Source organism: Hydrogenophaga sp., from assembly GCF_041633695.1.
Lineage (GTDB): Bacteria > Pseudomonadota > Gammaproteobacteria > Burkholderiales > Burkholderiaceae_C > Hydrogenophaga.
The window spans coordinates 1-12,318 of the sequence record NZ_JBFJMY010000092.1 but is presented as its reverse complement, the minus strand read 5'-3'; the positions used below and the strand labels follow the sequence as shown (position 1 = coordinate 12,318).

The 12,318-nt window shown below is 64.1% G+C and carries 12 protein-coding genes; 3 read left to right on the top strand and 9 right to left on the bottom strand.

Annotated elements, in window-relative coordinates; genetic code table 11:
* The 7 genes from ABYB95_RS08020 to ABYB95_RS07990 all read right to left on the bottom strand — a co-directional run.
* Window positions 1-831 (bottom strand): formate dehydrogenase accessory sulfurtransferase FdhD (locus tag ABYB95_RS08020; RefSeq protein WP_372657952.1); only part of this gene is annotated, 831 nt, incomplete at its 3' end.
* Between the two features lie 110 nt (window positions 832-941).
* A complete protein-coding gene (locus ABYB95_RS08015; RefSeq protein ID WP_372657951.1) occupies window positions 942-1,340 on the bottom strand; it encodes a hypothetical protein in 399 nt (132 codons plus the stop codon).
* Window positions 1,341-1,374: 34 nt separating this feature from the next.
* Complete coding sequence (locus ABYB95_RS08010) at window positions 1,375-2,523, bottom strand: formate dehydrogenase subunit gamma (protein ID WP_372657953.1); 1,149 nt, start codon at window positions 2,521-2,523, stop codon at window positions 1,375-1,377.
* Window positions 2,524-2,627: 104 nt separating this feature from the next.
* On the bottom strand, window positions 2,628-2,867 hold the full coding sequence (locus ABYB95_RS08005; RefSeq protein ID WP_372657950.1) for a hypothetical protein: 240 nt from the start codon (window positions 2,865-2,867) through the stop codon (window positions 2,628-2,630).
* Complete coding sequence (gene fdh3B / locus ABYB95_RS08000) at window positions 2,864-3,469, bottom strand: formate dehydrogenase FDH3 subunit beta (RefSeq protein WP_372657949.1); 606 nt, start codon at window positions 3,467-3,469, stop codon at window positions 2,864-2,866. Before fdh3B ends, ABYB95_RS08005 begins: the two co-directional genes overlap by 4 nt.
* Window positions 3,470-3,484: 15 nt before the next feature.
* Entirely contained in the window at window positions 3,485-6,451 is a 2,967-nt protein-coding gene (locus tag ABYB95_RS07995) for a formate dehydrogenase subunit alpha (RefSeq protein ID WP_372657948.1), read from the bottom strand.
* Between the two features lie 19 nt (window positions 6,452-6,470).
* The gene (locus ABYB95_RS07990; RefSeq protein WP_372657947.1) at window positions 6,471-6,689 is read right to left on the bottom strand and encodes a formate dehydrogenase; all 219 of its coding nucleotides are present in this window, start codon (window positions 6,687-6,689) and stop codon (window positions 6,471-6,473) included.
* A gap of 62 nt (window positions 6,690-6,751) precedes the next feature.
* On the opposite strand from ABYB95_RS07990, the gene ABYB95_RS07985 reads away from it, so the two are divergent.
* From ABYB95_RS07985 to ABYB95_RS07975, 3 genes are all read left to right on the top strand, one after another.
* Window positions 6,752-6,883, top strand: a complete 132-nt coding sequence (locus ABYB95_RS07985) for a hypothetical protein (RefSeq protein WP_372657946.1) — start codon at window positions 6,752-6,754, stop codon at window positions 6,881-6,883.
* 251 nt (window positions 6,884-7,134) lie between these two features.
* The gene (locus ABYB95_RS07980) at window positions 7,135-8,523 is read left to right on the top strand and encodes a sigma-54-dependent transcriptional regulator (protein ID WP_372657945.1); all 1,389 of its coding nucleotides are present in this window, start codon (window positions 7,135-7,137) and stop codon (window positions 8,521-8,523) included.
* A gap of 6 nt (window positions 8,524-8,529) precedes the next feature.
* Window positions 8,530-10,677 (top strand): cache domain-containing protein, encoded by a 2,148-nt coding sequence (locus ABYB95_RS07975; protein WP_372657944.1) that lies wholly within the window; start codon window positions 8,530-8,532, stop codon window positions 10,675-10,677.
* Between the two features lie 36 nt (window positions 10,678-10,713).
* Here ABYB95_RS07975 and ABYB95_RS07970 read toward each other — a convergent pair whose 3' ends face one another.
* Entirely contained in the window at window positions 10,714-11,331 is a 618-nt protein-coding gene (locus ABYB95_RS07970) for a molecular chaperone (RefSeq protein ID WP_372657943.1), read from the bottom strand.
* 28 nt (window positions 11,332-11,359) lie between these two features.
* Window positions 11,360-12,318: 4Fe-4S dicluster domain-containing protein (locus ABYB95_RS07965; RefSeq protein ID WP_372657942.1), on the bottom strand; the 959-nt coding region annotated here is incomplete at its 5' end.

Here is a 12,318-nt window from a genome sequence, read left to right as displayed (position 1 = left end):
CACGGCCTCGGGTGGCGCGTCCAGGTGCAGGCGCTGGCTGTTGGTGTAGCAAAGAAAGCGCCGGTTGGTGGCGCGCCCTATCGCGCACAGGCCCACGCGCTGCGCCACTTCCAGGCCCATCTGGGTGATGCCGCTGCGCGAGACCACCACCGGTACACCCATTTGCGCCGACTTGATGACCATTTCGCTGGTCAGCCGTCCGGTGGTGTAAAAAACCTTGTTGTCTCCCTGCAGCGTCTTGGGGTCTTGCAAGGCCATCCAGCCGGCGATGGTGTCCACCGCGTTGTGGCGCCCCACGTCTTCCACAAACAGCAGCAGCTCCTCGCCCTGGAACAGCGCACAAGCGTGCACCGAACCCGCCGATTTGTAGGTGCTCTCCTTGAGCCGGATCGCGTTCACGATGCCGTAGAGCTGCGACTGCAAGAGCATGGCGTCGGGCGGCAGGCGGATCTCGTCCACCTCGTCCATGAGTTTGCCAAACACACTGCCCTGCCCACAACCGGTGGTGACCACGCGCTGGGCGGTGCGCTCTTCTATGCGGTCTATGCCGTTGCGCGTCTTGACCGAGGCCGCTCCCACCTCCCAGTCCACCGTCACCGACTCGATGTCGTCGATGGAGCGCACAAAACGCTGGTTGAACAAATAGCCCAGCACCAGCCACTCCGGATGGGCGCCCAGCGTCATCAGTGTGACCAGTTCGCGCTTGTCCACATACACAGTGAGGTCGCGTTCGGCCGGTATGGAGATCGACTCGCGTTCGCCATGCTGGTTCATGGCCTCGACTTCGCGGGTCAATGGTGCACGGGCCTGGGTGAGGTGGGGCAAAGGCATGGCGGCAGACTACAACAAATTCGATGGCAACAAAATCAAAGGGCCGGCACCCGAAGATGCGGCCCTTTCAAAAACGCACGCAAACCCCCAATGGGCAAAGCCGTGGCCGATCACTTGCCCGGGGTGGGGGTCTCAGCCGGCGCCTTGCCGCTGGGTGGGCTGGCTGCGGTGGCCGGTGGCGAGTGCGCGCCTGCCGCTTCGACGGGTTTGGCCACCGCCGCCGCCGCTGCCGCCACGTACGTGAACGGTCCTGGGTCGGCACAGGCTGGCAGCGCGGTACCGGGCTTGACGGCCTGGCCCTTGTTCGCCGCGTTCTTCAAGTAATTGGCAACAGCTCGGTCCATCGAGAGGCACAGCTTGTAGCTATCGACCTTGGCAGACCAGGCCGTCTTGGCTTTGGCTTCCTCGGCCTTGGCTTGGGCTTCACCGGTCAATGCGGGCGCTGCGGGCAACTTGGCAAACACCGAAGTGGCCAGCAGCATCGAGAGGCACAGAAGGCTGCGTTTCATGGGGTTTCCTTGATTCAGAAAAATCGGGATTCGCTCAGGCAACGCGCGGTGCATCGCTGTGTGTTGCGGCTGCGGCAGCCGTGCGCTGCGCAGGAATCTTGCCGGCTTGTATGTCTGCGTGCCACAGTTGGTGGTGTTCCTTGGCCCAGGTTTCGTCCACATAGCCGGTCTTCATCGCGCTGTAGGCGCCCTTCATGCCGATCGTGCCCATGTAGATGTGCCCCAGGAACATGGCCATCATCAGCACCGCTGAGCCGGCGTGGATCATGTGCGCGATCTGCATGTTGCCGCGCGTGTACTCCACCGAAGGCACCAGCTTGTCCATGAACAGGCCGGAGCCGACCACGATCAGGCCAAACAGGAATACGCCGCCCCAGCACAGCAGCTTTTCGCCGGCGTTGAAGCGGTGCGAAGGCACCTCCGTACCACTGAACATCCCGCCGCCCTTGCGCAGCCAGTTGAGGTCGTCCTTGCTCGGCAGGTTGTCCTTCACGAAGGTCAGGATCACGATCACCAGCGACACCGCGAACAAGGGTCCGGCGAAGTTGTGCAGGTTCTTCAAGGCATAGGTCAGCCAACCAAACAGCGTGCTGCCCAGAACAGGCAACAGGAAGAACTTGCCAAAAGCCATCACGATGCCAGAAACCGCCAGCGCCACAAAAGCGGCTGCATTGACCCAGTGCGCGGCGCGCTCAACGTAGGTGAAACGTTCGATCTTGCGACCGGTCTCCTGGCCGTGCAAGCCGATACTGCCTTTGCCAACGTAGAACAAGGCAATGGCCGCCAGCACGATCAACAGCAGCGAACCGCCGTAGGGTATGAGCCAGTTGTTGCGTACCTGGCGCCAGGCTTCACCGGCGGTGGTCAGGCGCGAGCCGGGGTATTGCACAAAGGGCTGGATCAGGTTGCCCGCTTCCACAGCCGGCAGGCTGCTGTAACCCGTCACGCCCTTGCTCACGTCGCGCCACATGGGCGCGTTGTTGCCGGGTTGCACCTTGCCGCGCTCGCCATTGCTCTGGCTGGCGTAGTTGGCGTCGCTGCTGGCGTCGGGCGCGATTTCGAAAATATTCGCGCTCTGGATACCCGCTGTCGCGGGCTGACCCGCCGGACTGGCGGCCGCCGCAGGCTCAGCGGGTGCTACCGGTGCCGCAACGGTCTGCGCCTGGGACCAGCAAGCGCCCATGGCCAGCAGGGCGACAGGCACCAGACGCGCCAGATGCCGGGCCAGCCAGGCGGCGGTCGCGGGTTGTTCGGGGTGGAGAGACTGATGCATAACGCACGCCTTCCTTATTGGCCCATACGGGTGTAGTCGTTCTGGCCGTACTGGGCACGGGCTTTGAGTTGCTGCTCCCAGCTGTTGCGGTCACCGGCCTTCCAGCCGCTTTGCACAAACGGGCTGTCGCCGGCGCCTTCGAAAGGCGCGACAGCATGCCGGTTGCCACCCATGGCCTGCGGCTTTTCGCCACACGCCGACAAGGTCAGCAAAGCGGCGCCGAGCGCCATCACCAACAGGTAGCGTGTCTTCATGATTTGGTGCCTCCTTGCGCGGTGCCATAAGCCGTTCCCCAGCCCCAGACTTCGGCGCCTTTGCCACGCCGCAAGACGCGGCTGCGGAAGATGTCGGCCACGGTGTCGCCGTCGCCAGCGAGCAAGGCCTTGGTGGAGCACATCTCGGCGCAAGCCGGCAGCTTGCCCTCGGCCAGGCGGTTGCGGCCGTATTTTTCAAACTCGTCCTGGCTGCCGTGCTCCTCGGGCCCACCGGCGCAGAAAGTGCACTTGTCCATCTTGCCGCGCACACCAAAAGTGCCCTGCGATGGAAATTGGGGCGCCCCGAACGGACAAGCGTACGAGCAGTAGCCACAACCGATGCACACGTCCTTGTCGTGCAGCACCACGCCTTCGTCGGTGCGGTAAAAGCAGTTCACCGGACACACCGCCATACAGGGCGCATCGCTGCAATGCATGCAAGCCACCGAGATCGATTTTTCGCCCGGAACACCGTCGTTGAGCGTGACCACCCGGCGGCGGTTCACGCCCCAGGGCACTTCGTGTTCGCTCTTGCAAGCGGTCACACAACCGTTGCACTCGATGCAACGCTCGGCGTCACAGATAAATTTCATTCGTGCCATGTGTTGCTCCTGGTCTTATGCTTTTTCGATGTTGCAGACCGTGCTCTTGGTCTCCTGCATCATGGTCACGATGTCGTAACCATAAGTGGTCGCGGTGTTGACGGCCTCGCCGCGCACCACCGGCATGGCCCCCGATGGGTAATACGCCTTCATGTCTTCGCCCTGCCAGCGACCGGAGAAGTGGAACGGCAGGAACACGGTGTTGGCGTCGACACGCGGCGTCACCAGCGCCTGCACATTCAGGCGCGCACCGGTGGGGGAACTGACCCAGACCCGGTCGCCGTTGACAATGCCACGCGAGGCCGCCGTGGCGGGATTGAGTTCGACGAACATCTCCTGCTGCAACTCGGCCAGCCAGGGGTTGGAACGGGTCTCTTCGCCACCGCCCTCGTATTCAACCAGGCGGCCCGAGGTCATGATGAGCGGGAATTTCTCGTGCACCTTGTCGTCCACATTCTTCTGCTGCAGCGACTTGTACAGAACTGGCAGACGCCAGCGGGTCTTCTGGTCGTCGTGGCTGGGGTACTTGGCCACCAGATCGGGCCGGATGCCATAGAGCGGTTCGCGGTGCTGGGGAATGGCATCGGGGAAGTTCCAGACCACGGCGCGCGCCTTGGCGTTGCCAAACGGATGGCAGCCGTGGGCCATGCACACGCGCTGGATACCGCCCGACAAATCGGTCTTCCAGTTCTTGCCCTCTGCCGCTGTCTTCTCGGCATCGGTCAGATCGTCCCACCAGCCCAGTTTCTTCAGCAGCACGTGGTCAAACTCGGGGTAACCGGTGGTGATTTCTGCGCCGAGAGAGTGCGATCCATCTTCGGCCAACAAGCTCACACCGTCGCGCTCCACACCGAAGTTGGCGCGGAAGTTTCCGCCGCCGTCCATCACATGTTTGGACGGATCGTAGAGGTTGGGCGAACCCGGGTGCTTGATGGCGGCGGTGCCAAAACAGGGCCAAGGCAGGCCGAAGTAGTCGCCACTCATGTCGTAACCGGTTTCCTGGTCCACCACTTTGCCCTTGCAGCGCAGCGACTTGATGTCGAATGCGGCCATGTTGCGCATGTGGGCCTTGAGCCGCTCGGGGCTCTGGCCGGTGTAGCCAATGGTCCAGACGCTGGCGTTGATCTCGCGCAGAATGTCTTCGATCACCGGCTCGTCCAAGCCCTTGACCTGCTGCATCTTGTAGTTCTTGCTCAACTCATCGGCAAAGCCGAGTTTCTGCGCGAACTGGTGCATGATCATGTGGTCGCTGCGGCTCTCCCACAGCGGTTCGATCACTTTTTCACGCCACTGGATGGACCGGTTCGAGGCCGTCACCGAACCACTGGTTTCAAACTGCGTGGCCGCGGGCAGCAGGTACACCGCGCGGTTCGGGTTCTGGTCTTCGGCCTTGCCCGGCATGGCTGCCATGGCTGCGGTGGCAGACGGATATGGATCCACCACCACCAGCAAATCCAGTTTGTCCATGGCGCGCTTCATCTCCAGGCCACGCGACTGCGAGTTGGGTGCATGGCCCCAGAAGAACACACCGCGCAAATTGGTTTCCTGGTCCACCAGATCGCTGTTCTCCAGCACCCCGTCGATCCAGCGCGAGACCGTGATACCCGGCTTGCTGATCATGTCGGGCGCATAGCGGCCCTTGATCCATTCAAAGTCCACACCCCAGACCTTGGCAAAGTGCTTCCAGGAACCCTCGGCTAGGCCGTAATAGCCGGGCAGCGAATCGGGGTTGGGGCCGACGTCGGTGGCGCCTTGCACGTTGTCGTGGCCGCGGAAGATGTTGGTGCCGCCACCGCTCTTGCCCACATTGCCCAAAGCCAGTTGCAAGATGCAGGAGGCGCGCACCATGGCGTTGCCGATGGTGTGCTGTGTCTGACCCATGCACCAGACAATGGTGGCGGGCTTGGCCTCGGCCATCATCTTCGCCACCTTGAACATCTGTGCCTCACCAACGCCACAGGCCTCTTCCACCTTGTCGGGCGTCCATTTGGCCATCACATCGGCTTTGACGGCCTCCATGCCGTACACGCGGTCGTTGATGTACTGCTTGTCTTCCCATCCGTTCTTGAAGATATGGTGCAACAGACCGAACAGGAAAGGGATGTCGGTGCCGGAGCGGATGCGCACGAACTCGTCGGCTTTGGCGGCCGTGCGGGTGAAGCGCGGATCGACCACGATCATCTTGCAACCGTTTTCCTTGGCATGCAGCATGTGCAGCATGGACACCGGGTGCGCTTCTGCTGCGTTGGAACCGATGTACAACGCGCACTTGCTGTTCTGCATGTCGTTGTACGAATTGGTCATGGCGCCATAACCCCAGGTGTTGGCCACGCCGGCCACCGTGGTGGAGTGGCAGATACGCGCCTGGTGGTCGCAGTTGTTGGTGCCCCAGAGGCTCACGAACTTACGCATCAGGTACGCCTGTTCGTTGTTGTGTTTGGACGAACCCACGAAGTACACCGAATCCGGGCCACTGGCTTCGCGCAGGGCCATCATCTTGGCGGTGATCTCGTCCAGCGCCGTGTCCCAGCTGATGCGCTGGTACTTGCCGTCCACCAGCTTCATGGGGTAGCGCAAGCGGTATTCACCGTGGCCGTGCTCGCGCAGGGCCGCGCCTTTGGCGCAATGCGCGCCCAGGTTGATGGGCGAGTCGAACACCGGCTCTTGCCGGATCCAGACGCCGTTTTCCACGATCGCGTCGGTGGCGCAGCCCACCGAGCAGTGGGTACACACCGTGCGCTTGACCTCGATTTTTCCAGCGCCGCCAGCGGGCGCATCGGCCGCCGCCTGGGCTTTCTTCACCAAGGTGAGCTGGGACGCAGCCAAGCCCACACCGACACCCAAACCCGAGCGGCGCAGAAACGCCCGCCGGTCCATGGTGGGCAAGGCGGTGGCCAGGCCGCGCTGCAAACTGTGCAGCAAATGGGAAGCTCCTCTGGCGGAATGTGCCGCAGAGCCAGGGGATTTTTTGGTCAACAACATCGTGGGGCTCCTGTGCGCTTCAGACCCGTGCGGTCTTGTAGTAGTGCTGGACGTGATCCGTCAGGCTGTAGCCACCACCATGGGTAGGTACAGGGCGAGCAACCGGCGCGGCCGGGGCTTCCATGGGACCACGGGGGATCAGGGCGGCGGCTGCGGCCACCGCACCCAAGGTGCCCGCACCTGCAAACAGCGTGCGGCGGCTCAGGGGCGCCTGTTCAGGGCGTTGCGACTTGCTCATGCGTGTCTCCGGTTGTTGCAGCGTCCGGCCCGCACCGGCGGCAGGCCATATGGACTTTTTGCATGGGTCGAATCTACGCTTCGCCCGACGGGCATGCAAGCGACTTCGCGCAGCGGCTCCCGGTGCACGCCAAACACCACCCCAACGCAGGGCGTGCCGCAGCGCAGCATGGCGGTGTGCTGCAACTTTCATAGCCAGAAGCGTGCCATGTACCGACGGCCCAGACGCACCGCGCGCTGCGCCCGTTGCGCGAAAACACAGGTGCGGGTTAACCCCCAAGGCGAAAGTACCCTCCCGACCTCGGCCACGACAAGTTGTCGCGATGGCGTGCGACAAGTTGTCGCACGCCATCGGATCGGACAGCGCCGCGCCACGCGAAAACGAGCGTGTTGTTTTGGTCAATACCCTAGTGAATTTGTAGGAATCATCCGTAGAATGGCGCCGCGTGGAACCCTCTAATTCGTCCGATACCCCCAGCAAAACACTGGAAGGCTGGCCCGACTGGTCGATCTTGATCGTGGACGACGAGCAAGGCATGCTCAATTTTTTGGTCAAGACCCTGGTGCCGCGCTGCCAGTTCGTGATGAGCGCCGGCAGCGCCGAAGATGGCGCGCAGTGGCTGCGCACACACCACGCCGATCTGCTGATCCTCGACATATCCTTGCCGGGCAAAAACGGCGTGGTCTGGCTCAAGGAATTGCGCGAGCACGGTTTCAGCGGCGAGGTGATTCTGATCACCGCGTTCGCCGATCTGGACACCGCCATCGAAGCGCTGCGCGCTGGCGCGTCGGACTTCATCCTCAAACCCTTTCGGGTTCCGCAAATACTCAACGCGGTCAAGCACTGCTACGAGCGCGCACGCCTGCGGCGCGAGAACTTCGTGCTGCGCCGCGCCCTCTTGCCCGCATCCGGTCAAGGCAAGGGTCTGGTCGGCCGGTCCGACGCGATGCAGGCCTTGCGCGCGTCCATGGTCCGTCTGGCCGCGGTGGACAGCACCGTGCTGCTGCAGGGCGAATCGGGCACCGGAAAAGAGCTGGTGGCACGCGAACTGCACGCCCAGAGCAGCCGCGCCAACGGCCCTTTCGTTCCGGTCAACTGCGCGGCGGTGTCGCCCGATCTGATCGAAAGCGAGCTCTTCGGCCATGCCAAGGGTGCCTTCACCGGCGCCACCCGTGCGCGCGACGGGCTGTTCCATTACGCGCGCGGCGGCACGCTGTTTCTGGATGAAATCGGCGAACTGCCCCTGCCGATACAAGCGACCTTGCTGCGTGCGATCGAAGACCTGCACATACGCCCGGTGGGCAGCGAACAACTGATGCCGGTGAACCTGCGCATCGTGGCCGCCACCAACCGCAACCTGAGCGAAGAAGTGGCGGCCGGGCGCTTTCGCAAAGACTTGTTTTTCCGCCTGCAGGTGGTGGATCTCACCCTGCCACCGCTGCGCGAGCACAAGGAAGACATTGCCGAGCTGGTGGCCTATTTCATGGCGCAACTGGCGCCTTCTCTGGGCGTGGATCCGCTGCAGATCAGCGAACAAGAGATGGACTTCCTGGTGCAATACCGGTGGCCGGGCAATGTGCGCGAGCTGCGCAACCTGCTGGAGCGCTCGCTGATCCTGGGCGCGCTGAATGTCTCGGCGCTGTACCCGGGCAATCCATCGGGTGCACGCGCCGGGCTGGAGCCCAACACCCCCACAGATTTGCACACGCTGGAGAAGCAGCACATTCTGGCGGTGCTGGAATCGGTGTCGGGCGACAAGACGCAGGCCGCCCAATTGCTCGGCGTGTCCCGGCGCACGCTGGAGCGGCGGGTGAGCGAATGGAGCGCAGCCTGAGCGCTTATGGCCAGCTCACACGCCCTTCGCTGGCGCTGGCGCACACCGCGCTGGCTGGCCGAATCGATACGCAACAAGCTGCTGGCCATGGCCTTGCTGCCCTTGCTGGTGGTGTTCCCGCTGCTGGTGCTGGCACTGGCGGTGTGGGGCAATGCCGCCTACGACCGCTTGCTGATCACCAAGGTGCGCAGCGACCTGGCGGTGGCGCACGGCTATTTCGATCAGGTGCTGATCGAAGTCGGTTCGGGTACCCAGGGTGTGGCCAGCTCACGGGCCTTGTTTGCCGCGCTCCAGCGCCTGCGCGCATCGGCCCGCAACCCCACCAGCCAAGCGGCCCTGCAAGCCCAGCTGGCACAGGCGCGTGCGCGCCTGGGGCTGGACTTTCTGGTGCTCTACGACCCGCAGGGACAAGCGCTGGGGCGGGCCGAAAGCACCACCAGCCAGACACCGGCTGCACTGGCGCCCATGCCCGCCGAGCTGGCGGCGTCGCTGCAAGCCGGTAGCGCACGGGCCACCGCCAGCTTGATGCGTCTGGAGCCGGACACGCTGCAGGCGCTGGCGCCCCATTTATTGCCCCGCGTGCAGATCCCGGTGATCGCCACGCGCAACGCCGCCCCCAGCGAGCGCACCACCGAAAGCCGGGCCATGGTGGTGCTCACCACCTTGCCGGTGCGCGACGACCAGGGCCGCACCATGGCCTTGCTCAGCGGCGGCCTGCTGTTGAACCAGAACCTGGATTTCATCGACCACATCAACCGCATCGTCTACCCCGACGGTTCCCTGCCCTTCGACAGCCAGGGAACCGCCACGCTGTTCCTCGACGACGTGCGCATCACCACCAATGTGCGCTTGTTCCAAGACCAGCGCGCCATCGGCACCCGGGTCTCACAAACCGTGCGCGACGCGGTGCTGGGCCGGGGCCAGACCTGGCTGGACCGCGCCTTCGTGGTGAACGACTGGTATGTGTCGGCCTACGAGCCCTTGCTCGACGCACGGGAAGAGCGCATAGGCATGTTGTACGTGGGCTACCTGGAGCGGCCGTTTCGCCTGGTGCGCTACGGCATGCTGGGTCTGATCGGTCTGATCTTTCTGGTGGTGATGGCGCTGGCCGCCTGGTTTTCGCTGCGCTGGGCGCGCAGCATTTTCCAGCCGGTGGAGCAGATGAACCGGACCATGCAGCGCATCGAAGAAGGCCAGCCGCAGGCGCGTGTGGGTGCCCTGGCCGCGCGCGACGAGCTGGGCGCGCTGGCCACCCACCTGGACCAGTTGCTCGATCTGATCGCCGAAAAAACCCAGGCCTTGCAACGCTGGGGCGACGAGCTGGACCACAAGGTGGCCGAGCGCACCCGCGAGCTGGAAATGAGCAATACCTCGCTGCAACTGGCGCAGCAGCAATTGGTCAAAAGCGAAAAGCTCGCCGCCATCGGCCAGCTCACGGCCAGCATCGCGCACGAGATCAACAACCCGATCGCGGTGATGCAGGGCAACCTCGATCTGATCCGCGAAACCTTGGGCACGCACAGCCAGCCGGTGCTGGCCGAGCTGCGTCTGGTGGACGAACAGATCGAGCGCATGCGCCTGATCGTGACGCAGCTGCTGCAATACGCGCGCCCCACCGAATACGCCGGTTACGTGGAATCGCTGAACCTGAACCGCGCGGTGGAAGACTGTCTGGTGCTGGTGGGCCATTTGCTGTCACAAACCCAGATCGAGGTGCAGCGCGACTTCCAGGCGCAACAGCCGGTGGGCATGAACCGCCAGGAACTGCAGCAAGTGATCATCAACCTGATGATCAATGCCATCCAGGCCATGCCCACCGGGGGCGTGTTGCGCCTGACCAGCCGCGACTGGCCCGCCGACCAAGGCACGACCACGGGTGCGGCCCAAGGCGCTGTGCTGTGCGTGCAAGACAGTGGCAACGGCCTGTCGGCGCAGGTGCTGGAGCGCTTGTTCCGCCCCTTCTTCACCACCAAGAACGACGGCAACGGTCTGGGTCTGTGGATCAGCCAGGGGCTGGTGGAACGCTACGGTGGCCAGATCACAGCCGAGAACCGCGCGGACGGGCGGGGTGCGCGCTTCTGCGTGGCGCTGCTCACCGAACCACGCGCACCCGACGCGGTGTCAACCCACAACGGACGGCCCGGGAGCCTTTGAGGCGGTCGCGCGCCGCGCAGCGGCGAGCGCAGTGCCTCAAGCCAGCATGTCGAAGGCCTGCGTCTCCACGTTAAGGAAGGCGCGCGTGAAGGCCGACAGCGCGGCGTAAAACACCGCCCGGGGATGGGCTGCAATGTTGTCGCACATGGCCAGCGCCCAGGGTTGCAGGTGCGTGGTGAAGAACTGCCGCTGCTGCGTCAGATTGGCCACCGCCACATCGTCGCCCGCGATCAGGTAGCGCATGACTTCGCAGACACAGGCGAAATGGTCTTCGGTTTCCGACACCGCTTCGTCGCGCGCCAAGCCCAGCACGGCCAGATCGCCGCGCAACACCGCCAGTGGCTTTTCGTTGAGGAAACCGCTGATGTAGTGCGAGCCGAACAAATACACCTCGGGCTTGCCCACGCCACCAAACAAGGCGTCGTATTCGCTGGCGATCTGTGCATCACCCCGGGCACGGGCGGCGGCCACCAGGTCGCGCCAGGGTTCTTCGAGAAAACCACCGGCGGCGGGCGCTTCGGTCACCGCCACGCGCAACTGGGCCAGCAGCGCCGGTGTGGGTGGCGCGTAATACAGGGCCGCCAAGAGGCCATACACCTCGGCACGTGCGGTCTCTTCGTCCAGAGCAGATGAAACAGGGATGGAATCGTTCATGTCGTTGCAAGGTCTTGGATGAAGGGGCTCAGAGGTCGGTGATGCGGGTCTCGGCCGGGTTGGAATACAAGTCCACCACCCGGCAGTCGCCGCACATCTTGAGGCGCTCGGCCGCCTCGCCCGCGAACATGGCGTGGCCGCTCAACTTGCCCAGCATCATCTCCACGCCTTTGAGCGTGCCAAAGGGTTTGCTGCAGCGTATGCACAAATACGGCTGCGCCTGGTTCAGCGAACGCAACTGCTTGCGCGAGTCAGACAACAGCAGGCGCGGCTGCAAGGTGATCGCGTCTTCCGGGCAGGTGGTGGCGCACAGGCCGCATTGCACGCAGTTCTTTTCAATGAAGCGCAGCTCGGGCCGCTCAGCGTTGTCTTGCAAGGCGCTCGCCGGGCAGGCGCTGACGCAGCTCAGACACAGGGTGCAGCGGTCTTTGTCGACCACGATGCTGCCGAGCAAGGAAGCGCCGGGCAGGCCGATGGCGGGCTGGGCCTGCCGGGCCGCGTGGCTGGCGCTGTCTTGCAGCAAGTGGTCCAGCGCCAGTTCGAGCGTGGCCCGCTTTTCGGCCTGCACCGCAAAGGTGGCGCGGCGCTGCACGCCTTGTGCCGGCGCGTCGCGCAGGGCCGCATCGAGCTCGGCGAGGTCGCGCGCATCGCGTGCCTGCAGCAGCTTGAAGTGCACACCGCCATAGCCCAGGCCGCTGACGATGGCCTGCGCCACCTCCATTTGCGCCTGCACCGCGTCCACATATTGCGGCGCCTCTTCACCCGTCATCAGCACCCATACCTGCGATGCGCCATAAGCGAACGCACTCAGCCAGACCTCCAGCCCGAGCGAGGCGGTGTGCCACAGCGGATAGGGGATCACCCTGGCGGGCACGCCCTGCACGCTCTTGTCCAGCCGGGCGGCACGGCCCAGGTCGTTGATGAGCGCAAGACCCGCTTCCTGGCTGTGCAGCAACAAGGCGGCGTCGCGTCCACCGGCCTTGGCGT